We start from the raw sequence: 26,567 nt of genomic DNA on the forward strand, positions 1-26,567 counted from the left end.
TTCTATCCTTCGTGCTAGATCGCCGCGTCTAATGGAGACCGATATGAGTGAATTCAAATCCGATTTTCTGCGCACTCTGCAGACCCGCGGCTACATCAAGCAGACCACTCACGAAGCCGAGCTGGATGATTATTGTTCCGAAGGTGTGCCGATGGCTTATATCGGATTCGATGCCACGGCTGAAAGCCTGCATGTCGGCTCACTCCTTCAGATCATGTTGCTACGCCGCCTTCAACAGGCTGGCGGCAAACCGGTTGTCCTTATGGGTGGCGGCACAACTAAAATCGGCGACCCGACGGACAAAGAGAAGTCCCGCCCGATCCTGACGGAAGACGCCATCGCGAAGAATATTGAAGGCATCAAGAAAGCCTTTTCACCGTTCCTGACATTTGGCGAGGGTCCAACAGATGCCATCATGGTCAATAACGCGGACTGGCTGGATAAACTCGGCTATATCGAGTTTCTGCGCGACATCGGCAAGTTGTTCACCGTCAATACGATGGTGAAACAGGACACTGTTGCACGTCGTCTCAAAAACGAGCAGCCATACACCTTCCTTGAGTTTAACTATACGCTTCTCCAGGCATATGACTTCCTTGAGCTATCACGCCGCCACAACTGTATGATCCAGCTGGGCGGCTCTGACCAATGGGGCAATATCGTCGCTGGGACGGACCTCATCCACAAAGCGGACGGACGTCAGGGCTTTGGCATCACATCACCCCTCATCACGACAGCTTCCGGCGGCAAAATGGGCAAAACTGCAGACGGCGCAGTATGGCTGAACTCCGAACTGCGGACGCCATACGAATACTGGCAGTTCTGGCGCAATACGGAAGACGCTGACGTCGGCCGTTTCCTTCGCCTGTTTACGGACATCCCGCTGAATGAAATCGAACGACTGGAAACACTCGAAGGTGCCGAGATAAACGATGCAAAGATCGCGCTCGCCGATGCAACCACAACAATGCTGCATGGCGAACAGGCCGCAAAAGACGCAAAAGAGTCCGCTGCAAAAGTGTTCCAGCAAGGCTCAAGCGGGGACGCGTTGCCAACCTATGATGTTTCCAAAGATGAAGTAGAAGCAGGCATGCTGGTCGCAGCCGGTTTCACGGCCGCGGCTCTGACAAAATCCAATGGGGAAGCGCGCCGGAGCATCAAGCAGAATGCAGCCAAACTCAACGGTGAAAGCGTCAGCGACGAGAACGCGACACTCAGCCTTTCAGATTTTGATGCAGATGGCCTAGCGACATTGTCCATCGGCAAAAAGCGCCACGCCCGCCTTCAGCTCCGCTAGGGCGCAGGCTCCAATTCTTCTGGTTCCGTGACCTCTTCTGGCTGCGGGACCGGAGCTTCCGGGTTTTCGAAAACGCGGCGCAATACGCCTGGAACAATACCTGAAAGCGGGTTTACGGAAACACGGGCTTCTTCCAAAGATCCCCGCACATCATAAGTGATCGCGAAAACGCCCTCACCTTCACGCGAGACAAACAAATCCCCGATGATCGGTATTCCGCCCAACGCCGAGTTCACACCGAATGAGGGCACGAGAACGCCGCTGATTTGCAAGTCTTCACCATCATCGAGCATATGGCCATTGGCCGTTAAGCCGAGCGCCGGCCCAGATGCCTTGCCACCGCGAATGTAGAAACCCTCAGGCGTGAGTGTCAGCGGAAGCTCGACACTCGAAAACAAAACGCCTTCACCCGACATCACGTCTGACAGCCCCCGAAGTGACGCAAGAGACAGAATCTGCGTCAGCAAAGGCGCGTTTGCCATGCGTGCATTTCTAAGCGTGATATTCAGATCGGACGGTTGCTGATCTGCTCGCATAATGCCGCTCATGCTGAGCTCGCCACCCGTCACAAAGTCTTGCCCAAGCACCGCAGAGATCAATCCTCCAGCATTGCTTGCCTGTGCCGTGAGCTGATTATTGCCGTCATCCAGGCCCTGTATGGAGAGCGCGAACGGATTATCCAGCTCTAACAAACCGGCGAGCTCAAAACTGTTCAGGCGCGGGCCAGAGAAATCCACACGCATCGTCGCATCCTGTGCCTGCAGGTCGTTTCTGAGCTGAAGGCGATCAATATTTGCGTCCAGCGTGACCTCTCCAAAGATCGGAAGCGCACCGCTGCCACCGGCGCCGCCTGCATTTAGAACACCCTCCAGAAGCGGAGCCGCGTTCAGATACGGACCGGTTAGCTCCAGTTCCAGCGTGAGCGGATCGGGACGCCGAAGTTCACCGCGCAGGTCAAGCTCGTCTTCGATGTAAATGCGGTCAACTGAGAGGTCTTCCAACCGTCCGTCAGCGCCCAGAGAAACATCACCCTGAAAGTCGACGCCCTCGGCGATGAAGGCAATTTCAGTCGTCTGTTCCTCTTCCTCGGTAATTACCCGAACAACTGCATTGGCTGGCTCACCTATTGGCTTAAACCAGGAAAACTCCTCTACATCGAGGCGAGACTCTTCAAAGTCGAGCGCGATATTGATCAGGTTCCAGTTCTCAGCTGACGTTCCAAACGCATCAAGCTCCGCGTACGCCGATCCGGTCATGTAGGTTCGAATTGCAACGCCGAACCGGTTAATGAAATCAGGACTCACATAGCCGGACGCCCGTAGTGTGGAGCGGTCTTCAGCGCCTTCTTCACGAAACCGGTCGCTCCAGGTAAATTCCATCGGCGCGTCACCGAACTGACCATAACCGGAGATACGCAGGAGCTCATTGGACACGTGGATATCCGCCTGACTGCCAGTCAAGGACATCTCGTTGAACAGCTCCCTAAAGCCGCCATCGGTAATTTCGCCTTCGACAGTGAAACGGGTATCCTCGTAGGACACTTCGGACAACGCAGGACGGATCAGTGAAAAGTGCGCCTGTCCGGACCCCGTAATATCTTGAATGTTCAGTCCATACTGCGCTTCGAGCTGCAGCCGGGAATCAGAGAGCGTCTGGAGAATATCCTGCACATCACCAAAGCCTTCGGCGTCGATATAAAAGTTCTCACCTTTTGGCTTAAACTGGGGAATCGAGACCTTCCCTGAAGTTAGCGTCCAATTGCTGAATTCACCGCTCTCAAGATCAAGCGAGAAGGAGTTTCCGTTCAGGCGGGCTGAACCGCGCCCTCTGTTCACCGAAGGCAAATCCTCCAGGAATGACGTGACAGCATTCTCAAACACGAAATCCAGCTGGAGATCTTCATCGTCCAGTCGATCATCCCGCAATTCATCCGGCGCTAAGTCCATCCGAAATTGAGCTTCGGAGAAGTCGCCTTCGCGAACGTTTTCCTCAACCCACAGACGCGCATCAGCGCCGAGCGTTACAGGCCAGAATTTAAGTACGGTTTCGGGCGTGAATGCACCATCCACTGTGGCTGTCATGGAGATGCCAAAAGGAAGGTCATCTGGTAACGCATTTTCATCAGGCAAATACATTAGCCCTTGCGCGTAGGCTTGTGCGCCATCGACAAACGCAGTCATGTCCAGCACATCCATCTGGCGCCTGCGTAAATCCACCAACGCTTCCGCACGCACATTCTGAACCTGCCAGATGTCAGAAAAATAGGGCGTAAAATCGAGCTGGAGCGCTTCGGCGTCCAGACTGATGGCATGTGGTTCAGCTAAAGGGTCTTCCAGCAGGTTCGTAACCTGATCGAGCTGAAGCTGAAGACTACCCAGAGCGAACTCGGTATCGATTTCACGCGCATCTACAAACAGTACGTCGCGTTCTATATTATATTCGACAAGCAGACTATTCGCGCCAATCTCGATCAGATCTTCACCCATAAGCAATTCGCCAGGCTGAGAGCTTACGTCCACAGAGACAATATCAATGCCCGACTGACGTACCTCAAATGCAAAAGACAAATCAGCCATCAGAGTGCCTGAGAGGTCCGGCAAAATCGCTACGAGTACAGGAAATTCAGGAATATTCGTATCCTGAAGTGACAAAACGGTTCGGAATTCGCGAAGCCGCGGAATAAACTCCAGATCAAACTCCAGGCTCTGAGGCGCACCATCGCCTATCGCTTCGCCGGACCCCGAAATGCCGATCGTGTCGTCATCCTGAACGAGCGAAAGGTTCGCATTTTCCAACACCCATTCCACATCACTTCCCTCGTCTATAAGACGAACACGAAAGCCCGAGAGGGTGATTTCATCTACATTGGCGACGGCGGCAGAATTTGCGAGATTCTCGACAACATTCAGAATGGCTTGTTCTGCATACTGAAATGGCGACGTGGCTTCATGGAATTGAACCGGATAAACCGGAGGGATGGCCTGTCCTGCGAATTTAAGCCCTCCGCCTTCCGGACGCCGAACCTCAAACTCACCGTCGCGAATATGCAGCTCCTGAAGCTCCACTTGCCCTACGAGCAGGCTGAACGCATCGAACTCGATTGTCGCACCATCTGCGCGGGCGACAACTTCTTCGGTGTCATTATAGAAAACCAGTTCATCTGCCAGAATCTGGAATTCGTTCTGATCGTGCTGCCAACGCAAGGAGAGCGCACCGACGGAAACGGGCTGGCCGCCCCGGGCGCGCGAGATTTCGGCTTCCACATTACCGCGGACGAACTCGAGGTCTGTCGGCCCTGAAACGAGGCGCCATGCGATCAAACCAAGTCCGAGGCCAATTAGAAGCACAAGCCCCGTCAGACCTTCCAGAATGATTATGCCTGTGGTTTGACGCACTCAGAAAACTCACAATATTGATCAGAGTCAGAATCTGATCCTTTAAACTCATATATTTCATCAACCAGAAAGAAGGTCGACATGCAGATCGGAGATAAAATCCCATCATTTACACTGCCAACACCCGACGGCGGAACAGTATCTAGTGACGACCTGAAAGGCGGTTGGACCGTTATCTATTTTTATCCGAAGGACAACACCCCGGGCTGCACAACAGAGGCGAAAGACTTCAGCGCAGAAATCGAAGCATTTCAGGCACTTGGTGCTCGCGTTATCGGCATCTCGGCCGACAGCCCCAAGAAACACGCAAATTTTATCGCAAAACAGGAACTCAAAGTCGAACTCCTGTCCGATGAAGATACCTCCGTATGCGAAGCGTTTGGCGTCTGGGTTGAAAAGAAGATGTATGGAAAAACCTATATGGGTATCCTCAGATCAACATTTATCGTTGCCCCGGACCTTAAGGTCGCTCACGAGTGGAAAAAAGTTAAAGTAAAAGAACATGCTTCTGATGTTCTAAGCACTCTAAAAGAAGCAATTAGCCGACATAATTGATTTCTTAATGAGCAATTTACCGGTTCGATCGAGATTAACTAAAAAAAATGCGTAGGGTGGTCTTCGCGTCGTAATTTTTTTCGTCTAGGGTCGATCAAAATCCGGTGAGGGCGATCTGGGGCGCTTTAAATCGGCACGAGTATCGGGCGGCGTAAAATATGAAAGAAATGCACGGAAAAGCTAAATCCTGGCTCGAGAGGACATTTCCTGAGCGCCAGATTTATCACCGTAGCGGCGGTTCAGTACGTTATATCAACATTACTCAACGCCAACAGGTGCTCGCTGCGGCAGGTGCTGCGCTCGCGATTGGCTGGTGCGTGTTCGCAACGTTCAGCGTCATTAGCCAGGGCCCACGCCTCTCTGCCCACAATGATGCACTCGACCGCAACGATGCACGATGGCAGAGATGGGTGAATGAAACAAACGCCCGCGCCGCAACTGCCCAGTCTCTTCTGGAAGAACGAACGGAAGCCTTCCAGCGCGCCACTATCGAGTTCGAGCAACGTCACGATACGCTCAAAATGCTTCTCGAGGCCGTCCAATCGCCAGAATCAATTGAAGAGAATGTGCTCCGCGGCAACGGAGCAAACTTTCTGATTGAAGCAGGGATTGAAGAAGGCGCACCACGTCAATCACGCCCTACCCCAGTCCAGACTGCCTCACTTGAAGTTGCCGGCTTTCGCGAAAATATCGATCAGCTTCGCCAAGAGCAAAACGCCTTCCTTGATGGTGTTGAACAGGTCGCTGTTGAACGTTCCGAACAGGCGCGCGGTGTACTTCAGCTGACTGGCGTCGGTATTGGCCGTTTCGAAGAACAGCGTGAAATGGGCGGCCCACTGGTAGAACTCAGCTCAATGAGCACACAATACGGGCTGAGTGATTCTGATCCTCAATTCTCAGAACGCGCCGTTCAGGTCGCTGCACGCCTGCAAGAAGCGAACTATTACCAAAGCCTGGTCGAGCTGCTACCGCTTGGTGAGCCGATCAGCGTTCCTTTCCGTGAAACTTCCGGTTATGGTCTTCGTACAGACCCGTTTAACCGGCGCCCTGCATTCCACGCTGGAATGGACATGGGCGCGTACCACCGGGCTCCAATTGTCGCCGCCGGTCCTGGCGTTGTTACCTATGCCGGATCACGGTCTGGTTACGGACGTCTTGTCGAAATCGATCATGGTTACGGTTTTAGGACACGATATGGTCACCTTAATAGTGTAGAGGTTGAGGTAGGCGACGAGATCCAGATGGGCGATCTGGTCGGGCGAATGGGCACAACTGGCCGAAGCACTGGTCCTCACCTGCACTATGAGGTCTGGTTCCGAGGCAAAACATATAACCCCGTAAATTTTTTGAGGGCAGGTCAACATGTTCACCAACAAGGGTAAACCAGAAGGTTCTTCTCCTTCAACGACACCATCGCAGGGAGAGCCGATGCGTCAGGCAGCTACACGTCCTGCAGCACGTTCTGCTCCGTCACTCTTCAGCAACGACATGAAGCTGAAAGGCTCTATTGTTTCCGAGGGTGAAATTCAGATCGACGGCAAAATTGAAGGTGACGTTAAAGCAGCGGCGCTGACAATCGGCGACACAGGCGAAATCCTCGGTGAAGTTGTTGCAGAAACCATCGTCGTTCGCGGCAAGGTCAAAGGCCACATTCGCGCACGCAAAGTTCAGCTGGCTTCATCTGCTAAAGTCGAAGGCGACATCACGCACTCTTCTCTGTCTATTGAGGCAAATGCGGTGTTCGAAGGACAGGTCAAACATTCTTCAGACCCTCTGAAGACTGGTTCTGCGCCTGCAAGCCCTGCTCCGTCTACGCCGACGCCAACCGCTGGCTAATCGACGCCTAAAATTTCAGAAAAAAGCCGCCCGTTTCGGGCGGCTTTTTTTTGTTTGAAAAGAACCGAGCTAAGCTCCGCTGTCATCCGTATCAGATGCTGACGTCAGGCTATGTGACAGAGACGCCGCCAGGAACTGATCAAGATCACCGTCCAGAACACCTTGCGTGTCCGACGTTTCAACGTTTGTCCGTAAGTCTTTGACCATCTGATATGGCTGAAGAACATACGAACGGATCTGATGGCCCCAGCCGATCTCCGACTTGGTGCTCTCCAGCGCTTCGGTTGCTTCACGCTTCTTCTGTAGCTCAAGCTCGTAAAGTCGCGCGCGCAGCATCTCCCACGCGGTTGCACGGTTCTGGTGCTGAGAGCGACCATTCTGACATGCAACGACAATACCCGTAGGTTCGTGGGTCAGTCGAACGGCAGAATCCGTTTTATTGACGTGCTGACCACCCGCACCGCTCGCACGATAGGTATCAGTCCGCACATCCTTGTCTTCGATCTCGATTTCAATGGACTCATCGATAACGGGATAGACCCAGACGCTGGCAAAGCTCGTGTGACGACGAGCATTCGAATCGAACGGAGAAATGCGTACGAGGCGGTGAACACCGGACTCACTTTTCAGCCAGCCATAAGCATTTTCACCTTTAATCTGCAAAGTCGCCGACTTGATACCGGCTTCTTCAGCGACATGCTCTTCGACTTCGTCCAGCTTCATGTCATGCGCATTGGCCCAGCGAACATACATTCTGCGGAGCATGCCTGCCCAATCCTGGCTTTCTGTTCCGCCCGCGCCAGCATGAATTTCGACATAGCAGTCATTTCCATCCGCTTCGCCGGATAGCAGCGCCTCAAGCTCGGCTTTTTCACCGCGTGCTTTAGCATTTTTCAGAAGATCGAGAATTTCCTCAAGGGCGTCTTTGTCACCCTCTTCCTGAGCCATTTCATAGAGTTCGCGCGCATCAGACAAATCACTCTCAAGCGACTGGATAGCTTCCATTTGATCATTGAGCTTAGTGCGCTCGCGCATCAGCTTTTGCGCCGCCTGCGCATCGTCCCAGAAATCGGGACGTTCTGACATTGCCGTTAATTCGTCGAATCTTTTGTGGGAACGATCCCAGTCAAAGACGCCTCCTCAGCAGTTCCACTGACTGCTCGATTTGGCCTGCCAAAGACATCATTTCAGGTGTCATGCACCTACTCTCCTGAATTCGTAAATTCCGATTGGACCGTGGGTTCTAGACAGTTCGCACCGTCTAGTAAACTTCCCCGTCAAAATCTTCCGGACCGGTTTGAGGTGGTGGTGTAATCTGCCCCGGTTGCACAGGATCGTCACCATTGCCGTCAAATATATCGCCAACGCCGGTAGAGACTTCGCCTGAATTTCCATTGCCGAAAATACTATCAAGATCGCTACCAAAACTGTCTTCAAAACCCGGCTCTGAGCCCCGGCGGAACGCCTCGCGAATGACCTGGCTGTTAGATCCAGGTAGCGTGCCGGTGCGGGCGTCAATATTCATAAAACGCACACCGCTTGGCGCACGGAATGGAAGTGGATCGTAATCGACCAGAGCCTCATTCATGAATGAACCGAAGATCGGTGCCGCAACACTGCCGCCAGCTTCGCCATTGCCCATAGAGCGCGGTTCGTCGAAGCCGACATAAATCCCTACGACAAGATCCGGAGAGAAGCCCATGAACCAGGCATCCATATAATCGTTTGTCGTACCGGTTTTACCACCCAGCGTGTGTTCACAGAGTGTAGGAATATCACCAACGCCGAGCGCCGCTTCAGGACCGCCACGTGGACACTGACGACGAATGCCCGCCGCTGTGCCGCGTTCAACAACGCCCTGCAGCATGTATGTGATCTGGAAAGCTGTGATCGGATCAATTACCTGCTCACGCGTATCCGCGAGAATAGGCGGCGCCTGCCCGGTATACTCTTCATTGCACCCCGGACATTCGCGCGTATCCATTTGATAGATTGTTGCACCCTCACGGTCCTGAACCCTGTCGAACAGGCGCGGCGTGACCTGACGGCCGCCATTCACAAAGGCAGCATAAGACGCAGCCATGTTCCATACAGTAACCTCGCCGGCGCCGAGCGACATGGAGAGATAAGGATCCAAACGATCGTATACGCCAACACGTTCGGCAAACCGGGAGACCTGCTCCATACCGATGTCCTGGGCGAGACGCACTGTCATAGCGTTACGGGACATTTCAAGGCCGAGACGCATCGTGCTCATGCCATAAAAACGACCGGACGTGTAGTTTGTCGGAGCGTAACACTGGTCTTCTTCGCGCGTGTAGTCGCACTGAACAAAAGGTGCATCGAGAATTTGAGTTGCCGGCGTGAAAACAGCCTGCCCTGTGCGAGGATCGCCAAGCTCCAGCGCGGACGCATAGACAAACGGCTTGAACGAAGACCCGGGCTGACGCTGGGCTTGCACAGTCCGGTTGAACTGCGATCTCCAGAACGAGTAACCACCTGCCATCGCAAGGACGCGCCCCGTATGAGGGTCCAAAGCGAGGAGTGCGCCTTCTACCTCCGGAATTTGACCAAGGCGGGCATCTCCGACTGGAACAAAGGCAGGCTCGACTTCCTCAGCGTCGGTTTCAGCCTCAGCTTCCGAGTTTGCAGCCTCCGTTAGAGTCTCTTCGGAAATAACTTCATCGCCAGCGGGATTGGAGCTGTCTGATCCTTCAGGTACGACCTCTTCACGCTCTACGCCGACGAGGATCACATCGCCTGACTGAAGTCCGCGACCGCCGCCTTCACGGCGATAGGTGCGGGAGAACTCAATATCATCTTCAGCAAGATCAATCTCGGCACCATCGGTCAGCAGCAAGCGAACCGCGCTTGAAGATGCGGAAAGTACCAGCCCTGCCTCGCGGGTGCCATAACCACCCGGAAGCTCTACCGCGTTCAGCGCATCGAGCTGGCCATCGCCAAGTTCGATCATCGCAAGTGGGCCGCGATACCCGTGACGACGGTCATAGGTTTCAAGGCCCTCGCGGAGCGCAGACTGCGCAGCAAGCTGAAGCCGCGTATCCAATGTGGATCGAATAGAAAGGCCATTTTCGCGAAGCTCGTCCTCACCAATCTCTTCTGACAGGGACCGACGCAGCTCCTCAACAAAGTAGGTCGCCGCCGCGTATTCTTCGCCGCGCAGACGTTCCTGCGTCACAAGCGGTTCTGAGATTGCAGCTTCAGCCTCATCTCGAGAAATGTAACCGTTCGCCTGCATGCGACCGATAACCCAGTCGCGGCGCGCACGCGCACGATCCGGGTTTCGGAACGGATTCACATCGCCAGGACGCTGAGGCATCGCAGCCAGAAGTGCCGCTTCAGCCAGAGAGAGTTCTGTAAGAGGTTTGTTGAAATAATTAAGCGCTGCCGATGCAACACCGTAAGAGCTGCCGCCGAGATAAATCTCGTTCATGTACAGCTCAATGATTTCTTCCTTTGTGAATGCTTCTTCCATGCGACGAGACAGAATCGCCTCACGGATTTTTCGGTCCAGCCTCTGCGAACTGTCATTCAGCAGCATGTTCTTGGCGACCTGTTGAGTAATGGTGGAACCGCCCTGCAGATTACCACCCGCGCCAGAGATCATGTCGCGCGCATTGCGAAGCATCGCTCGCACCATACCGAAATAGTCGATCCCGCCGTGAGAGAAGAAGTTCTTATCCTCCGCGGACACGAAAGCTTCAATCAAATGCTCAGGCATCGCTTCATATGGAACGAACAGGCGATGCTCGCTCGCGAACTCAGCAATCAAGCGACCATCACCCGCATGCACACGGGTCGTAACTTCAGGCTGGTATTCTGCAAGGACATTCACGGACTGCAGATCACGTGAGAGCGCATTTACGTAAGCAGCTACCGCGAACGTGCCAATCAGGCCGAAAACGGCGACGACAATCATCAGGACCCGGAAAATCGGATGCATAAGAAAACGCGCAATAGCGCCAAAGAAACTTCTCAGGCCTTGCAGAACTGAATTCATAAAGACTCGCTCGCGATTTTACTGACAGTCAGGGTGATCCCGGAATCACCTTTAATTCCGGCTATACTATGGCGTGAGCATGCCCACGACTAGGCTTTCTATCGAGATATATGCGGGCGAAACAGCCCCATAATCAGCCGCCGTTAGAGTAATACCGAGCGAGCGCCTGCTCTTCTCTGTCGAAATAAGTGTCAATCGCGCGACCAACAGCCTGCATGGCTCGTGTCAGCCCCTGCCCTGATGACAGTCGGCGCTCGTCGTTTGAGTTCGTCAGGAAGCCTACTTCCAGAAGGACCGCAGGAACATCCGGTGCAAGCAAAACGTAGAAATTCGCCTGGCGGTGCGTGTTGCGTAGGATTGGCCCAACCGCTTCAAGCTCTGGAATGAGGATATCGGCAAACGCAGCGGAACGGGTTAGCGTTTCGCGCTCGACGAGGTTCTCAAGGATGTCCTGAGTTGCTGGGTCGACCGGATCGATTTCCATCGGAATGTTCCAGCCCATGCGTTCACGCATTTGCTCCATGCGCGCATCCCCAGCCGTAGAGAGCGTGTAGACGGAAGCACCCGCGACTGACCGACTTCCCGCAGCATCCGCGTGCAGAGAAATAAAGATGTCAGCTTCGGCGGCGCGCGCGATTTCAATACGCCGGTCGTGATCGATATAATCGTCACCATCGCGCGTCAGAACAACGTCGTAACGCCCTGTCTGTTCGAGGATATCGCGAAGGAGTAGCGCACCTCGCAGAACAACAGATTTCTCGATAGTGCCTGCTCCGCCTTGTGTCCCAGGATCGCGACCACCATGCCCGGGATCGATCACCACGACATGGCGTTCCGGAACAGGCGCTATATCGCCGCGACCACCGCGCAGGTCAGGAACACGCATTGCGGTATCGACTTCTACATCAGCGACATCAGTCTCGCCTGACCACGGGCCGGACGGACGGACACTTCGGAACGTGTCCAGATCGACCGGACGAAAATCCAATACAATCCGGTAAACACCATTCTGCCGCGTCGGCTCCATCGTGTACGAACTTTCGAGCACGAGCGGCTGATCAAGGTCGAATACAAGGCGCGACGTTGTTTCAGAATTATGTGCATACCGGAAACGTTGAATTCCGCCGGCTCCGCGACCTTCGCCCTGATGCGCCGCATGATCGGGCATCGCCCAGACGAGGCGATCAAAGTCCAGCACATATCTCAGGCCACCGGTGCTGAGCGCAAATTGCGAGTAATCGAGATCAGCGGTCGCATCAATGACAACGCGAGTTCTGTCGCCGTCAAAGCCGACGCGAACGTCGCGGACTTCGGTACCAGACTGAGCTGTCGCTACGACGCCAAAAAAGACAACCGCAGTTAGAAGCGACGCTACCGCCATCAATATGCGCAGGTAAGGATTCATCCCACTTTCCACCGGTCAGATTAACGTTCGGGATCATAGCGTCGTTTTGGTAAACACTCCATTTACCTTAGTGAAGGAATTGCAGTGAATTCAAAATCGCTCTTTTCTCTTTATTTTTCTTTCCGAATTAGGCAGTGTATGAGAGTCGCCTCCCTGAGATGAGCGACCCAACGTGAACACACGGCGGAAGAGGTTGAACAAAATCCCCTCCGAACCGCCGCACTAGAATTGTTTGGTACCGGAAGTCGAAACTGATGACATCGCATTCTCAAATCAGCATGTCGCTTCGTTTCGACCGCCAGACACCTCCTAACATATATCAACACGGCCGACGTCGCAGTGCATTCAGGTACGACGCGCGAACTGTCAGGACGTGCAGCAGGAACACCTTTAATGACAAAAATGATGTTGATCGACGCGGTCCACCCGGAGGAAGTCCGGGTCGCCGTGGTCAACAAAGGTCAAGTCGAAGACTTTGATTTTGAAAGCGCCAAGAAACGACAACTAAGAGGAAATATCTATCTCGCAAAAATCACACGCGTCGAACCGTCTCTTCAGGCGGCCTTCGTTGATTTTGGCGGGAATCGTCACGGCTTCCTCGCATTCAGCGAGATTCACCCGGATTATTATCAATTGCCACAGGCAGACCGCGAGGCTCTGATCGCAGAGACTGCGTCCGCAGTACAGGCTGATGGTGATGACGCTGACGATATTGATGAGGACGACGATGAGCGTCCTTCCTCCAAGGCACTGCTCTCCAAGAATTACAAAATTCAGGAAGTTATCCGTCGTCGCCAGATCATGCTGGTTCAGGCGGTTAAAGAAGAGCGCGGCAATAAGGGCGCCGCTCTGACAACATATCTGTCGCTGGCAGGTCGTTATTGCGTACTCATGCCAAACACGCCTCGCGGCGGTGGTATCTCACGCAAGATCACAAACAGCACAGACCGTAAGCGTCTGAAAGAGATTGTCCGCGATCTGAACGTTCCAGAAGGCATGGGCCTAATTGTCCGTACGGCTGGCGCGAAACGTACAAAGACCGAAATCAAGCGTGACTTCGAATACCTGATTAAACTCTGGTCGAAGATTCGCGAACTGACACTCAGCTCTGTTGCTCCTTGCCTGATCAACGAAGAAGCAGGCCTTGTCCATCGGGCACTGCGCGACATGTATGACAAAGACATTGATCAGGTTCTGGTCGATGGTGAAGTCGCTTATCGCGAGGCCAAAGACCTTTCCAAAATGCTCATGCCGAGCCATGCGAAGAAGGTTCAGCAGCACAAGTCCGGTCTGCCAGTATTCTCTGAATACGGTGTTGAGCCCCAGCTCGATAATATTTTCAGCCCGACCGTTCAGCTGAAGTCCGGCGGATATTTGGTTATCCACCAGACAGAGGCTCTGGTCGCGATTGACGTGAACTCCGGTAAATCCACACGCGAACGCAATATCGAACAGACCGCGCTTCGGACCAACCTCGAAGCAGCCGAAGAAGCGTGTCGCCAGATGCGCCTTCGCGACCTTGCCGGTCTGGTCGTGATCGACTTCATCGACATGGAAGAAGCGAAGAACAACCGCGCTGTCGAACGCAGGATGAAAGATTGCCTGAAATACGACCGTGCGCGCGTTCAGAACAACAAGATCTCCATGTTCGGCCTTATGGAAATCTCTCGTCAGCGTCGTCGTGCGGGCGTGCTCGACACCAGCTCTGATCCATGCACAGCGTGTAGCGGCACAGGCCATGTTCGTTCTATCGAATCGTCTGCACTCCAGCTGCTCCGCGCCATCGAAAGCCGCAGCGCAGGTGTCGCGGGTGGCCAGATTGAAGTAAGCGCCCCTACGGACGTCGTTCTTTTCCTTCTGAACGAGAAACGTCAGGCAATCAGCGATCTAGAGATACGTCAGAAGCTGACCGTACAGGTTAAAGCGCAATCTGACCTGCTATTCGGCGAATTCGAAATCCGCGTCACAAACGCGGAGGGTGATAATGTCGAGCCGCCTAAGCCGAAACCGATTGAGCGCGTGCCGATCACAGACGTCGATGACCTTGAAGATATTGAGGACGACGACGAAGAAGAAGATGAAGAGATCGCTGAAGAGAAGCCAACGGGTCGCAAGCGCCGCCGTCGCGGACGCCGCAAAGATCAGGACCGCTCATCTGCTGATAATCTGAAGGTTGTCGACGCAGACGCCGATGATGAAGGCGACAACTCAGACGGCCCATCTGATTTCGGCTCTAGTGACGATGATGACGGCGCGGATGGTAATTCCCGCAAACGTCGCCGTCGCGGTCGTCGTGGTGGACGTCGTCGTCGCGGAAGAGATGGCGCACCGGAGGCAGTCGAACTCAATGATGAGAACACGACTGAAGATGGTGGCGCGGTTCTCGACGAAGCGGCTTCCAACGTCGTTGCTCTCGTCGGCGAAGGTGTAGAAATCAAAGCGACACCTGAAGCTAAACCTGAGCCGGAAGCGACTGCAGATGACGTTGCCGAAACTTCTGAAGCAGCCTCTGTTTCCGAAGAAGCCGAAGCAGCTACTCCTGTAGAAACATCGGAACCGGAGACAGCGCCGGATCAAGAGTCCCAGGCGCCTGAAGCCGTCTCGGAAGCACCGGCGGGAATTGCAGAAGAACCTACAACAGAAGAGACACCTTCTGCAGAGGTAGCCGAGGAAGCAGTTTCTGCTGAACCGGCAGCCCCTGTTGTAGAAGCTGAAGCTGAGGCTGAAGAGCCAAAGGAACTTCCGGAAACCGAAAAGCCTAAAAAGATCCGTCGTGGCTGGTGGCAACGCCGGAGCGCCGGCTAGACCGCTAAACTATCTAAGATTTAATTCGCTAAGGGGGGATGCACTGCATCCCCCCTCTCGCATCCGGCCTTCAAGTGTGATTAGATTACGCAGCGGGCGGGCGAAATGGAGAGATTTGTGAAGATTAAAAGCTTCGCCAGACACGTTGTCTCTGCGATTACGGTGTTCTGCACTGTATCATTTTCTGCCCAGGCCCAGAGCTTCATCCGCGATGCGGAGATTGAAGCTATTCTGCGAGATTTCACCAATCCGGTTCTGGAAGCAGCCAATCTGCGCCCGGATGATGTGAACATCTTCATCATCAACGATCCGACCCTCAACGCGTTTGTTGCGCGCGGCCAGAATATCCACCTCCATACCGGCTTGATTATGGCGTCAGAAACGCCAGGCCAGTTGATTGGCGTTATTGCGCATGAGACAGGTCATATCGAAGGCGGACACAATATTCGTCGTCAGCGTGATCTGGAAATCGCATCACGCCCCGCATTTGTGTCTATCGGTCTAGGCCTGCTCGCCATTGCCGCTGGAGCGCCCGACGCCGGTGCGGCGCTGATCGCGAGTTCGCAGCAATTCGGATATCTGAATTTCGCGTCCCATACGCGCCCTCAAGAGGCTTCCGCGGACCAGGCTGCCCTGCGCTACATGCAAGCAACCGGTCGCTCTCCGCGCGGTCTTCTGGAGTTCTTCGAGAACTTCCGCGATATCCAATTCTCCAACAATGCTGAGCGCTATCGCTATTTCTACACCCACCCGCTCGCATCAGATCGTATTGAATCGCTTCGTCAGGGTGCAGAACGTTCCGGTCTGATGGACCTCGAAGACGATCCGGAAGAAGTCTACCAGCTCGAGATGATGAAAGCGAAGCTGTTCGGCTTCATCATGGCGCCAGTCTATGTGCAGCGGGAATATCCGCCATTAGACACATCAGTCCCGGCCCGGTATGCACGCGCGATTTCGGCTTTTCAAAGCCATAGCCTCGCAACGGCCCTAAGTCTCACTGATGAGCTGATCGAAGAATTCCCGGAGAACCCTTATTTCTACGAGCTGAAGGGCCAGATTCTCTTCGAGAACGGTCGGTTCGAGGAATCAGTCGAACCAAACCGTCGTTCTTTGGAGCTGGCAGGCCGCGTCCCTCTTCTCATGGTGAACCTTGCAAGGTCACTTAGCGCCATGCAAACCGAAGAGAACCTCGCAGAAGCTGAAGAGCTTCTTTCGCTCGCGACTGCGCTGGAAGCCGGAAACGCCTTTGCCTGGCATGAACTCGCGATTGTTCTCGAACGTCAGGGCCGCCGCCCTGAAGCAAACCTAGCAACGGCCGAACAAGCGTTCCACTATGGCGACTGCGACCGTGCACGGAGTTTTGCTGCGAGAGCGTCAGAAGATCTTGAGCCGAACACGCCAACAGGCATTCGCGCCAGTGACATCACCAGAATTTGTACGATTACAGCGCAGAGCCGCTCTAGAAGATAAGAGCCTGCGCGTGCTAGTCAGATTCTGATCTATCTAGGGAAACAGTCTATGCTTGCTAAAACGCTCTCCGTTACAACGGCGCTTACCGTCCTCGTGGGCCTTGGCGCTTGCAACATGTCCGCTCAAAGCAACTCTGTGCCTGAAACGGCTCAAAGCCGAGAGGACGTCGAAGCCATCGTTCGTGCTTACCTTCTGGAAAATCCGGAAATCATCATGGAAGCGATGCTCGTTCTGGAAGAACGTGAAAATGCGCGCCTCGGCGACCAGCTCGCATCAAACGATTCGGACTTCTCCGTCGGTCCGGCCGATGCTGAAGTTACGATCGTAGAATATTTTGACTATCATTGCGGATATTGCCGCCGGTCACTCGACTGGGTGATGGATCAGGTCGAAAACGGTGACGGTCGCGTTCGCGTTGTATTTAAAGAACTCCCAATCCTGTCGGAACAGTCTGTACGCGCGGCTCGCGCTGCAATCGCTTCCCAGAACCAGGGCGAGTATCTTGAGTTCCACCAGGCGATGATGCGCCACTCCGGACAGCTGTCAGACGATGACATTTTCGAAATCGCGCGTGATGTTGGCATGAACGCCACGCGTCTGGAACGCGATATGGAAAGCGCAGAAGTCGACGCTCATCTCGCACGCGTGCTCGGTGAAGCGCGCGAACATGGCGTAACCGGCACACCGGCCTTCTTTATCAATGGTGAGCTGTACTCAGGCTTTGCGCAACGCGAACTCGAGCAGCGCATCGAGTCGCTTCTGGAAGGCTGATCAGCCCTCTCGTCTGAACACGACGAAAAAATTATTGGCCGGCATGGCTCTGACCGTTTCCAGAGCCAGCCGGTTTTTTATTGCGCGCGGAACCACGTCGTTATCCAGATCACGCACGCCCCATGACGGATCTCGCATTTTGAGGTTCTGATCAAAAGCGGCGTTGCTATCAGCTGTGTGCTCGCCCTTCCGACTGAATGGACCATAGAAAACCATTCTGCCCCGAGGCTTCAGTTCACGCCCTGCCGTTTGTAAAATGCCTGCCAGCACAGTGATGGGAGAAATATGGATGACGTTAGAGCTATAAACCACGTCAAACGGTCCCAACTCCGAATAATCTGGTGGATGAGACGCATCTACTGTTTCGGCGATCAGCCTGTCGGAAATTGATAAATGGGTCGCCCAATCATTGCAGCTATCGACAGACGAAGGATCAAGGTCAGTTGCAAACCAGCTTACCCCTGCATTCGCTTCCACAAGGTGAGCTGCATGCTCACCGGTGCCGCATCCGATCTCCAGAACCTTGCCTTCAGTCAGGCCAAGCGACTGAAACGCTTCCATAATATGGGGAAGATTGCGTGCTGCCGATGGTGACATAAGGCGCTTTCCTTCGGTCGCACGCTCTTCCAACGCGATGGGCTTTTTCTGGTCACTCATACTTCGCCCTCCGGACGCAGGCAGACAAATCTGCCACCTTGTTCACATATAGACATGGCACGTCGCATCCAGACATCGAATGACTTCACTCGCATGTAAAAGGCCCGATCAAACGGTGGGCACGCGTCCAAGGTTACGGATGACAGAACACCAACGACCTGAGGGCCATTTGACGTCGGCACGTAGAGCGGGCCGCCACTATCGCCGACACATGGCGCAAAACGTCCGCCATTATCGACCATGATAAACGTCTCACCGACATTTCGAACGACAAGCGGGCCACCTTGCAGAAAACGGTTCTGACCGTTCTTGCCCCAGCCTGCAAAATAGGCTGTTTCGCCAGCGCCAATAGGAAGCGGCATATCGCCGAGATCGGTTCGGGCGATTTCCACCTCAGACAGCGGCTCTGTATCTTCCACATATACGAGCGCGATATCATCGTCGAATTTTCCGGTATCGGAATACCAGGCCGAATGACAGACCGCGCCTTCAATCGGGACGATAACTGTCTCAGGCTGCATCACATCATGCGCCGGCGCGATAAGGATCATATCGATGACTTGCGAGGTTGGCCCACGCATACGAACGCAGTGATTAGCCGTCAGGAACCAGTTTTCAGCGATCCGTGTTGCTGCGCAGTGATGACGCTGCGTGCCACCTTCCGAGAGCACCTGCTCTATTTTCACCAGTCCGGGAAACGCCTCTAGATCGGGAAACGGCCGTTCAGCTGACCGCTCGCTGGCAGCCGTATTCAATGCAGGACGCTGCATCCAGGCTGGCGGCTCGTCCGCATGAGAAGGATCGCGAAAGAAGCATGGTTCAAGCGAAAAGTCCGCAAGTGCTGCGGCGTCCACGCCGCCTGTTTCCATGTCGACATCCGCTGGTGAAGGTAAGAATCGGTCAAAAACGCGATCAATTTGCCAGTGAATATCGGGCTGACGGTCGGCATATAATGCGCCACCGGCTCCCACGATCAGGCTTGCCAGAATAATCAGCAGCGTTCGCAAATCAGCCCCTCACCTATTTGAGAAAACTCGCTCATTGAGAGAATATCAGCCGATAGCCAGAACCGCCAGAAGAAGGCGTTCACGAAACGGTCAGAACGCATTAGCGCCTATTCGTCGGGCGGACTGCCGAGCGATGTTGGGACATCGCAAAAATATTCCAGTGAAACATGCGTGAAAGCCCGCTGAGGGTCACCGAACGTTTGTTCGATCTCAACGCTTTGCGCTCGCGCCTGAATGTGAACGCCTCACGCCAGCCATCTTTCGTGCCTTTCCAGACATATCCCGAATAAGGTGTCCCGATGTATCGGATGAGCAGATACGCCGTGAGCGCCAGATGCCCCGGAAGTGTCAGCCACAACAAAACGGCGGGCATGTTTCCTATATAGGTCCACACCCTGTTTCTCGCGCCATGATAGACAGAAAATTCACTGGCCTCGCCAGACAGGCCTCCGCCCTTATGTTGAACAATCGCGTCAGGCTGGAGCAGGCAGTATTCCCCGGCGAGGCGCATGCGGAAACCGAGATCCACATCTTCCATGAAGCAGAAATAGCGTTCCTCGAACCCGCCATAGGTGAGAAACGTTTCGCGATGATAGACAGCACTCGCGCCACAAGGCGCGAAGGTCTCCCCCGCCTCTGGTATCTCCCGCGCTGGGCGATGATACCCGCCGCGCCACGCAAAGCCCCAGATCGTGTAGCCGTCACCAATGCCATCAAGGATATCGTTGTCATCCATGCTGAGTTGTGTGGACGCAAACATGCGGCAATCCGGATGAGCCGCTATCGAGTTTGCCAGTGTCGCCAGCCAGTCAGTTGCCGCTTCCGCATCCGCATTAAGCAGCGCAAGCCATTCGCCGCGCGCCTTCTTCGCCGCGATATTATTTCCTTCTGCAAAGCCGCTATTGCGACCGAGTAGATCAATATCGCAATGGGGTAGTGCCGATACATCCAGCCCGTTCATCGAACCGTCGGTCGAATCATTATCGATGATGATGGTCTCAAAGTTCTGGAAGGTCTGCGCCGCGAGTGAGTTGATCGCCTTCTGGAGATAGGTTCCACCATTGTAATTGATGATCAGAACCGAAAAGAAGGGCGTGTCGGACACAATAAGCTACCTGTCACTCGAAAGTTCGATCCCATTCGCCATGATTTACCCTGTGATGACAAGTCGTATGCTAGAGAAGTCCATAGGCAGCGTGGGATAAGACGGTATGAGCGACCTTGAAACGATCAGACAGGAAGTTGTCGAAGTTATCAGACGGGTCGGCCCCACCCTCGGTAAGGAGCTTGCCGAACATCTTCCTGAACGGAATTATCTGGAACTCTGGCAGGCCTGTTTTACCAGCCCCGACATCCTGATTTCGCATTTCTCCCGCTATTATCTGCGCTATGACATCACACGTGAGGATTTCATCCGCCTGAGCCCGTCTATCCTTCGGGACTTTCTCTCATTCACGCTGTTCTCGACCAATGACCAGCGGGAACAGGTGATCGACCGGCAAGTCACATTGTCTAATCTTCACCGACAGGTCAGCATGCAGAAAATGCGTCTGGCGCGATCAATTCTGCGCCAGATTATGCGCAAAATTCCAAAAGAGCTGCACCATGAAATGTGCGCCTTTATTGCGGGCGATATCGCCTACTTCCTCGCCCACCGCGAACCGCGCGAAGTCTCCGCTATCGGCGAAATGGTGAATGGATCAGACATTGATATCATCATCGTCCATGACGGACTTCCGGATGACATTCTGGAGCTGATCGACCGTGAGATGATGTCGTTCAAGCTCTATTATCTGCGGCACCCGGAATACCGCGAAGAAGTTGATTATATCTGCAAGCATAAGCTCACCATGTTCGGTCAGCTTGCCTATCAGACCATCGACCACAAGATCGCGTCCAAGATCGCCTATGAGGCTATCTTCCTCGCAGGCTCCGTTGAGATTTTCGCAGAAATCAAAAATCAAGTCGAAGCATCAGGGACCCAGGACTTAATCGAGCGTGACTTCCTGCAGGGGCTGGAAGAGCGCAAGGTCGCAATGCGCACACTGCTGTCAGTGGACGCCAGCAAACTCGATAAGAATACCGAGTCGCTGTTCTTCTTCTCGCAGGAGCGCGTTGAGTTTCAGTAGGGGCCTAGGAGAGGCCAGCCTTCAACAGCATATGCATGTGGATGAGGCCGGTCGGCTCGCCGGCTTCATTGCATACAAAAACCTGCGTCAGCTTGCGTTCCCCCGCTGTCAGCGTGCGCAGGACATCCGCCGCGAGAGACGTTTCTTTCACCGTAATCGGACCGCGGCTCATAATCTCATCAACCTTGCGGGTTGGCAGGTCTACAGCGAGGTTCCTACGCAGATCACCGTCTGTGATGATTCCCGCAAGCGTTCCGTCAGACGATTTCACGCCAACACAGCCAAAGCCCTTGGCGCTCATTTCCGCGACCGCCGCTTCCATGCTCGTACCTTCAGCGACAAGCGGGATTTTCTCAGCAGACGCCATGAGGTCAGCTGCACTCGTCAACGCAGCGCCAAGCGCGCCGCCCGGGTGGTAACGTTTAAAGTCCATCGCCGTGAAGCCACGACGTTCAATCAGGGCAACAGCCAGCGCATCGCCATAAGCCATCATCAGTGTCGTAGACGTTGTCGGAGCACGCGTCTCGCCGCAGGCTTCAGCAGCATTCGGGACCAGAAGCAGATGATCAGAATTCTTGGCCAGCGTAGACGTCGCATCTGTCGTCATGCCGATCAGTGGTACGGAGAAACGGCGGCAATAAGCGATAATGTCGCTCAGTTCTTTGGTTTCACCGGATTTTGAAAGTGCCAGAACCGCATCCTGTTGCGAGATCATGCCGAGGTCGCCATGGCTCGCTTCTGCCGGATGGACAAAATAGGCTGGTGTACCCGTCGACGCGAGCGTCGCTGCAATCTTGCGCGCAACATGGCCTGATTTGCCGACACCAACGCAGGCCAGACGCCCTTCGACAGAGCCAATCAGGTCCACAACATCAACAGCAGCCTGATCGAGTGCGTTCTCGAGCTGAAGCATGCCCTCGCGCTCGGTCTCGATCGTCCGCTTCAGCGCGCTAAGTGTCTTTGCAGCAGTGTCAGGCATTTTATTCTTTCAAATCCGGTTCGGGCTTCAAATATCGTCTGGCTTCATATTCCAGAAGCGGGGCAAATAGCTACCCTTCACATAATCCGCGCAACAGATATGTCCTGTTTTTACTTTGGCAGAAGGTGCATCGCCTTGCCCGATGTAAATCGCTTCGTGGAAATACCGCAGCGTACCATTCGACGTGATTAGCAGTACGGTCTCTGCCGGCACCTCGGTGATTTCCTGCATAACGGAGACAGCGTTTTGCCTGAGCGTTGCGAGGTCCGGTGACCAGTCTGCTCCATCAGGAATGATCGTACGTTCGCGCCAGTCATCGATGACATCCGCGCCGTATTGCGCCTCAATCTCTGCGTCGCTTTTTCCGCCCCAGCTTCCATAGTCGATTTCCTTAAGGCGCTCATCGATCTCGATCACGCCAGAAAACCCGATTTCCGCAGCGATCAGATCAGCGCCCTCTCGCGTACGCACCAGCGGGCCCGAGATAATACGATCAGGCATGACAGACTGGCGGTTGAGATATGCCCCGATAGCCGTTGACTGCTCTCGTCCTTTTTCAACGAGCGGATAATCCTCTCGTGCACCGACCCAAACAGGCGTTTCGCCGGGACCGAATGTATTCCCATGACGTGCCAGAATAACTTTCACGCTCAAGCTCCTGTATCACCGAGATTTTCAAGAACACGCTGAAACATGTCGCGACGACCGACATCGACCCACCGATCAGAAATCGGCATTGATCGGACCGTTCTGCCCGCTTCAATCGCGCGCTGGATAAGATCCGGCATATCAATCCGCTCGCCCTTATCAATCAGATCGATCAGCTCCGGCGAAACTGCATACATGCCAGCACTAATGCTCACAGATTGGGTCGGCTTTTCCGTCACGCTCAGCACACGGTCCGACATAGTTTCGACGACGCCATATGGCACCTGAAACTCGGCCTGCCGGGTACACATTGTTACGGCTGAAGACGCATCATGGAAGGCCAGCACTTTCCGGTAATCCAGATCGGTCAGAAGGTCGGCGTTTGCGACGATGAATGGCATGTCCGGGCGTTCATCGAGATACGCAAGACTTCCCCCCGTGCCGAGCCGGTGAGGCTCCTCAATATAGGATATGTCTACGCCCCAGCGCTCGCCATTACCGAAGTGATCGACAATCTGGTCCGAGAAGTGACGAATCGAGAATACGAATCGGCAGAAACCCTGCGCGATCATCTGCGCGATGATGTGCTCGAGCATTGGCGCGCCGACGATTGGGAGCATCGGTTTCGGGATTTCTTTTGTCAGCGGCATCATGCGTTGACCGAGGCCGCCAGCCATAATCATAACCAGCTCGGGTCTGCGCACCTCTGGCAGCGTGACCGTGCGCGTTTGCGCGATCAGGTCGGAGATATCAATATCCTCACCGGGGATATGGTAGGACATTGTCTCGGCGCCGTCTGACATTCTGGTTCTCTACGCTACTCTGAAAGTCAGTTCCGCTTCTGACGCCTGCACAAGTCAATTGCAAGCTTATGGCGGGTGACTTTTTCAATCCTGATTTAAAATATATGCCATAAGAGCCCTGACACTGTTTATGGAAGGCTGTGATTTGCTGAAGCGTCCCACAGAAATGCTCACTCGCCGGTCAGAATCGCTTTTAGCGAAGGACATGGCAGCTAACGCCAACCGTTTGACGCAGACTTTAGCGGGTAAATCCTGTCTGGTGGTTGGCGGCGCTGGCTCAATCGGCAGCGAAACCACTCTTCTACTTGCGCGATTCCCGCTCTCGCGCCTGACGATTATTGATCAGGATGAAAACGGGTTAGCACGATTGGTGAGACGTCTTCGCGGCAATGCATTGGCTCCCGCTGCAACGCAAATCGACTCGCTGCCCATGGATTATGGCTCGACTGCGTTTTTCGCGATGCTGCGCGCATCAGAGCCGTACGATTATGTGCTGAACTTCGCCGCGCTGAAGCATGTGCGCTCGGAAAAACAACCCTGGTCTATCTTCGCCATGATGGACACCAACATTCTGAAACAATCAGACCTGCTGTCAGAACTTTCCGAGGCGGGCCAACCGTTTCGTTATTTCAGCGTCTCGACGGACAAAGCGGCTAATCCTGTATCCTTCATGGGCGCTACTAAACGGCTCATGGAACATGTGATGTTCACCGAGACGGCTAATGTGAGCTCAGCCCGTTTTGCCAATGTCGCTTACTCCCAAGGATCGCTCCTTGAAAGCTTTTGCTACCGGCTGGACAGCGATACCCCTCTCGCAGCCCCGCTTGGCATTGAGCGATTCTTCTTCACACTCGAAGAGGCTGGCCAAATGTGCCTGCTGACCGGGATTCTTGGTGAGAACGGAAAAATCTACATTCCCGACCTCTCGCCAGAAGAACACCTGGTGAGCATGGAAACGGCCGCGATCAGCTTTCTTAAGGCCAACGGATACGAAGCAATTGCCTACCCTCTGGAAAAGCAGGCCGAAGCATTTTCAGATTTCGCGGAGCTTAAAGCTGCAGCAAAGTGGCCGCTCATCCTCACCCCGTCTGACACAGCGGGTGAGAAGCCGTATGAAGAGTTTGCTGGCGAGAAGGAAACCGTTTCGGATAGCACTTTTGCAGCATTGAAGGCCGTAAACTACGCACCTTTTAACTTTGCGAGCGGCGTTAGCGCGCTGTCAGCGAAATTGCGAGCGCTGAAACTCGACACGATCGCGCTTTCAAAACTTTCAACGGATGACATGAAAGCATGGGTGTCCGAAATCGAGCCTGATTTCGAACACCGCCATATTGGTTCAGAGAAAACGCTGGACGACCGGATTTAGCCGTTAAATGAGCGGATCGCTTCGATCACTTTGTCCTGATCGTTTTCGCTGAGATATGGGTGCATTGGCAGAGCAAGAACCGTGTCACGGATCGTATCGGTAACTGTCAGATTGCCCGCTCCCGCCTTATATTTCTCATAAGCGCCGTTTACGTGCATCGGAACCGGATAATAAACGGCAGTTGGGACATCGTTTGCACGAAGATGCGCCTGCAGTCCGTCGCGGTTCTCGTGTTCGATCACATATTGCGCCCATGTGGAGACAACGCCGTCCATCACTTGCGGCACGGCCAGCACATGACCTTTCAGGCCTTCGGCATATCGATCAGCGACCTTGTTCCGCAGTTCGATTTCGTCAGCGAAAATATTCAGTTTCTCGATCAGGATTGCCGCCTGAATGGTATCCAGTCGTGAATTCATGCCGATCCGCATATTGAAGTATTTAGGATCGTGTTCGAACTCGACGCCTTTAAGATCGCTCGCAGTCACCTTGCCGTGGACACGCACGCTGTCCATTAGCTCTGCAAGCTGTTCATCATTCGTGAGAACCGCGCCGCCGTCGCCATAGCAGCCAAGCGGCTTTGCCGGGAAAAAGCTCGTCGTCACAACATCTGCCCATTCGCCCGGATGTTTGCCGTTGAGCGTTGTGCCGTATCCCTGCGCGCTATCGGCTATCAGTTTCATGCCATACTTGTCAGCGATCGCACGCATTTTCGGATAGTCAGCAGACTGACCGAACAGGTCGACCGCAATAATGACTTTCGGCGTCAGACGCCCTTCAGCGATCACGGCCTCAATACAGGCAACGAGGTGATCGGCGTCCATATTGTACGTTTCACGCTTCACATCGACGAAAACTGGTTCCGCACCGAGCCATGGCACAATTTCAGCCGTCGCACAGAATGTGAAGGACGGGCAGAACACAGCGTCACCCGGCTTCAGCCCCCAGGCCATTAAAGGCAGAGCAAGAGCTTCGGTGCCGTTTGCGCAGCCCAGAGCAATCTTCGTGTTGGAGAATTCAGCCAATTGCGCTTCGAATGCGCGGACTTCCGGCCCCATGACGAACATGCCGTGCTGCAGCACTTTCTGAATCGCGGTGTCGACTTCTGATTCGATACGCGCGCGCTGAGCATGAAGGTCAATGAAATGCATGAGAATTACTCCGGAACAGAATGCTGAACTGCCCTCTAGCGGGGATTCACGGAGACTTCCAAACACAAAGCATTCGCGAATGTTTCAAATCGCGACCGGACACACCAGTTTCAATGCATCATTCAGATATCAGATTGTTTGGAAACTGGCAGGGGCAGAAGGACTCGAACCCTCGACCCTCGGTTTTGGAGACCGATGCTCTACCAACTGAGCTATACCCCTAAGGCCAGAGCGCGTTGCTATAATGACTTCCGAGAAATTGCAAGTGACCG

The 26,567-nt window shown here is 54.1% G+C and carries 20 protein-coding genes and 1 tRNA gene; 9 read left to right on the forward strand and 12 right to left on the reverse strand.

Annotation, left to right across the window (positions count from 1 at the left end):
• The first annotated feature begins 43 nt into the window (after window positions 1-43).
• Entirely contained in the window at window positions 44-1,297 is a 1,254-nt protein-coding gene (gene tyrS, locus P1U45_RS13715) for a tyrosine--tRNA ligase (protein ID WP_301059585.1), read from the forward strand.
• Here tyrS and P1U45_RS13720 read toward each other — a convergent pair.
• Window positions 1,294-4,692 (reverse strand): DUF3971 domain-containing protein, encoded by a 3,399-nt coding sequence (locus P1U45_RS13720; RefSeq protein ID WP_301059586.1) that lies wholly within the window; start codon window positions 4,690-4,692, stop codon window positions 1,294-1,296. The genes tyrS and P1U45_RS13720 overlap by 4 nt on opposite strands.
• Before the next feature lie 81 nt (window positions 4,693-4,773).
• On the opposite strand from P1U45_RS13720, the gene bcp reads away from it, so the two are divergent.
• From bcp to P1U45_RS13735, 3 genes are all read left to right on the forward strand, one after another.
• Window positions 4,774-5,247, forward strand: coding sequence for a thioredoxin-dependent thiol peroxidase (bcp, locus tag P1U45_RS13725; RefSeq protein ID WP_301059587.1), 474 nt, complete (start codon window positions 4,774-4,776; stop codon window positions 5,245-5,247).
• Between the two features lie 158 nt (window positions 5,248-5,405).
• Window positions 5,406-6,629: a M23 family metallopeptidase gene (locus tag P1U45_RS13730; protein WP_293608160.1), complete on the forward strand. Its 1,224-nt coding sequence runs from the start codon at window positions 5,406-5,408 to the stop codon at window positions 6,627-6,629.
• Complete coding sequence (locus tag P1U45_RS13735) at window positions 6,610-7,083, forward strand: polymer-forming cytoskeletal protein (protein WP_301059589.1); 474 nt, start codon at window positions 6,610-6,612, stop codon at window positions 7,081-7,083. Before P1U45_RS13730 ends, P1U45_RS13735 begins: the two co-directional genes overlap by 20 nt.
• A gap of 69 nt (window positions 7,084-7,152) precedes the next feature.
• Here P1U45_RS13735 and prfB read toward each other — a convergent pair.
• The 3 genes from prfB to P1U45_RS13750 form a co-directional block, all read right to left on the reverse strand.
• Window positions 7,153-8,281 (reverse strand): peptide chain release factor 2 gene (gene prfB / locus P1U45_RS13740; protein WP_301059591.1). Its coding sequence is split into 2 segments (ribosomal slippage): window positions 7,153-8,211 and window positions 8,213-8,281, totalling 1,128 coding nucleotides; the frame shifts between segments, so codons are not numbered across the junction.
• A gap of 63 nt (window positions 8,282-8,344) precedes the next feature.
• On the reverse strand, window positions 8,345-11,104 hold the full coding sequence (locus P1U45_RS13745; RefSeq protein ID WP_301059593.1) for a PBP1A family penicillin-binding protein: 2,760 nt from the start codon (window positions 11,102-11,104) through the stop codon (window positions 8,345-8,347).
• Window positions 11,105-11,237: 133 nt separating this feature from the next.
• Window positions 11,238-12,509, reverse strand: a complete 1,272-nt coding sequence (locus P1U45_RS13750) for an N-acetylmuramoyl-L-alanine amidase (protein ID WP_301059595.1) — start codon at window positions 12,507-12,509, stop codon at window positions 11,238-11,240.
• A gap of 393 nt (window positions 12,510-12,902) precedes the next feature.
• On the opposite strand from P1U45_RS13750, the gene P1U45_RS13755 reads away from it, so the two are divergent.
• The 3 genes from P1U45_RS13755 (at window position 12,903) to P1U45_RS13765 (ending at window position 17,555) form a co-directional block, all read left to right on the forward strand.
• Entirely contained in the window at window positions 12,903-15,314 is a 2,412-nt protein-coding gene (locus P1U45_RS13755; protein WP_301059596.1) for a ribonuclease E/G, read from the forward strand.
• A 117-nt stretch (window positions 15,315-15,431) separates the two neighbouring features.
• Window positions 15,432-16,784 carry a M48 family metalloprotease gene (locus tag P1U45_RS13760; protein ID WP_301059598.1) on the forward strand — a complete coding sequence of 451 codons (1,353 nt, stop codon included), beginning with the start codon at window positions 15,432-15,434 and terminating at the stop codon, window positions 16,782-16,784.
• Window positions 16,785-16,832: 48 nt separating this feature from the next.
• Window positions 16,833-17,555, forward strand: coding sequence for a DsbA family protein (locus P1U45_RS13765; RefSeq protein ID WP_301059599.1), 723 nt, complete (start codon window positions 16,833-16,835; stop codon window positions 17,553-17,555).
• Here the strand turns inward: P1U45_RS13765 and P1U45_RS13770 are convergent, their stop codons facing one another.
• The 3 genes from P1U45_RS13770 to P1U45_RS13780 form a co-directional block, all read right to left on the reverse strand.
• Window positions 17,556-18,212, reverse strand: coding sequence for a DUF938 domain-containing protein (locus tag P1U45_RS13770; RefSeq protein WP_301059600.1), 657 nt, complete (start codon window positions 18,210-18,212; stop codon window positions 17,556-17,558). It abuts the gene before it with no gap.
• The gene (locus tag P1U45_RS13775; RefSeq protein WP_301059601.1) at window positions 18,209-19,219 is read right to left on the reverse strand and encodes a S1 family peptidase; all 1,011 of its coding nucleotides are present in this window, start codon (window positions 19,217-19,219) and stop codon (window positions 18,209-18,211) included. The genes P1U45_RS13770 and P1U45_RS13775 overlap by 4 nt, the downstream gene beginning before the upstream one ends.
• Window positions 19,220-19,319: 100 nt before the next feature.
• Window positions 19,320-20,324 (reverse strand): glycosyltransferase family 2 protein, encoded by a 1,005-nt coding sequence (locus P1U45_RS13780; RefSeq protein ID WP_301059602.1) that lies wholly within the window; start codon window positions 20,322-20,324, stop codon window positions 19,320-19,322.
• 106 nt (window positions 20,325-20,430) lie between these two features.
• On the opposite strand from P1U45_RS13780, the gene P1U45_RS13785 reads away from it, so the two are divergent.
• Window positions 20,431-21,348, forward strand: a complete 918-nt coding sequence (locus P1U45_RS13785) for a hypothetical protein (RefSeq protein WP_293608171.1) — start codon at window positions 20,431-20,433, stop codon at window positions 21,346-21,348.
• Window positions 21,349-21,352: 4 nt separating this feature from the next.
• On the opposite strand, the gene P1U45_RS13790 is transcribed toward P1U45_RS13785, so the two are convergent.
• From P1U45_RS13790 to P1U45_RS13800, 3 genes are read right to left on the reverse strand one after another with little or no spacing between them, the layout of a single operon-like run.
• Window positions 21,353-22,327 (reverse strand): KpsF/GutQ family sugar-phosphate isomerase, encoded by a 975-nt coding sequence (locus tag P1U45_RS13790; protein ID WP_301059603.1) that lies wholly within the window; start codon window positions 22,325-22,327, stop codon window positions 21,353-21,355.
• A 27-nt stretch (window positions 22,328-22,354) separates the two neighbouring features.
• Window positions 22,355-22,975 carry a histidine phosphatase family protein gene (locus P1U45_RS13795; RefSeq protein ID WP_301059604.1) on the reverse strand — a complete coding sequence of 207 codons (621 nt, stop codon included), beginning with the start codon at window positions 22,973-22,975 and terminating at the stop codon, window positions 22,355-22,357.
• Between the two features lie 2 nt (window positions 22,976-22,977).
• Window positions 22,978-23,778: a sugar phosphate nucleotidyltransferase gene (locus P1U45_RS13800; RefSeq protein ID WP_301059605.1), complete on the reverse strand. Its 801-nt coding sequence runs from the start codon at window positions 23,776-23,778 to the stop codon at window positions 22,978-22,980.
• A gap of 205 nt (window positions 23,779-23,983) precedes the next feature.
• Here P1U45_RS13800 and P1U45_RS13805 point away from each other — a divergent pair, with 205 nt between their 5' ends.
• On the forward strand, window positions 23,984-25,144 hold the full coding sequence (locus P1U45_RS13805) for a polysaccharide biosynthesis protein (protein ID WP_301059606.1): 1,161 nt from the start codon (window positions 23,984-23,986) through the stop codon (window positions 25,142-25,144).
• Here P1U45_RS13805 and P1U45_RS13810 read toward each other — a convergent pair.
• Complete coding sequence (locus P1U45_RS13810) at window positions 25,141-26,301, reverse strand: DegT/DnrJ/EryC1/StrS aminotransferase family protein (protein ID WP_366145010.1); 1,161 nt, start codon at window positions 26,299-26,301, stop codon at window positions 25,141-25,143. The genes P1U45_RS13805 and P1U45_RS13810 overlap by 4 nt on opposite strands.
• 140 nt (window positions 26,302-26,441) lie before the next feature.
• Window positions 26,442-26,517, reverse strand: a tRNA-Trp gene (locus P1U45_RS13815).
• Window positions 26,518-26,567 lie beyond the last annotated feature (50 nt).

The sequence above is a fragment of the Ponticaulis sp. genome (assembly GCF_029210165.1).
Lineage (GTDB): Bacteria > Pseudomonadota > Alphaproteobacteria > Caulobacterales > Hyphomonadaceae > Ponticaulis.

Excerpts from the sequence above, each read along its gene's own strand:
- tyrS (WP_301059585.1), top strand. The coding sequence starts at position 44 with ATGAGTGAATTCAAATCCGATTTTCTGCGCACTCTGCAGACCCGCGGC.
- bcp (WP_301059587.1), top strand. The coding sequence starts at position 4,774 with ATGCAGATCGGAGATAAAATCCCATCATTTACACTGCCAACACCCGAC.
- P1U45_RS13730 (WP_293608160.1), top strand. The coding sequence starts at position 5,406 with ATGAAAGAAATGCACGGAAAAGCTAAATCCTGGCTCGAGAGGACATTT.
- P1U45_RS13735 (WP_301059589.1), top strand. The coding sequence starts at position 6,610 with ATGTTCACCAACAAGGGTAAACCAGAAGGTTCTTCTCCTTCAACGACA.
- P1U45_RS13745 (WP_301059593.1), bottom strand. The coding sequence starts at position 11,104 with ATGAATTCAGTTCTGCAAGGCCTGAGAAGTTTCTTTGGCGCTATTGCG.
- P1U45_RS13750 (WP_301059595.1), bottom strand. The coding sequence starts at position 12,509 with ATGAATCCTTACCTGCGCATATTGATGGCGGTAGCGTCGCTTCTAACT.
- P1U45_RS13755 (WP_301059596.1), top strand. The coding sequence starts at position 12,903 with ATGACAAAAATGATGTTGATCGACGCGGTCCACCCGGAGGAAGTCCGG.
- P1U45_RS13765 (WP_301059599.1), top strand. The coding sequence starts at position 16,833 with ATGCTTGCTAAAACGCTCTCCGTTACAACGGCGCTTACCGTCCTCGTG.
- P1U45_RS13770 (WP_301059600.1), bottom strand. The coding sequence starts at position 18,212 with ATGAGTGACCAGAAAAAGCCCATCGCGTTGGAAGAGCGTGCGACCGAA.
- P1U45_RS13785 (WP_293608171.1), top strand. The coding sequence starts at position 20,431 with ATGAGCGACCTTGAAACGATCAGACAGGAAGTTGTCGAAGTTATCAGA.
- P1U45_RS13790 (WP_301059603.1), bottom strand. The coding sequence starts at position 22,327 with ATGCCTGACACTGCTGCAAAGACACTTAGCGCGCTGAAGCGGACGATC.
- P1U45_RS13800 (WP_301059605.1), bottom strand. The coding sequence starts at position 23,778 with ATGTCAGACGGCGCCGAGACAATGTCCTACCATATCCCCGGTGAGGAT.
- P1U45_RS13805 (WP_301059606.1), top strand. The coding sequence starts at position 23,984 with ATGGCAGCTAACGCCAACCGTTTGACGCAGACTTTAGCGGGTAAATCC.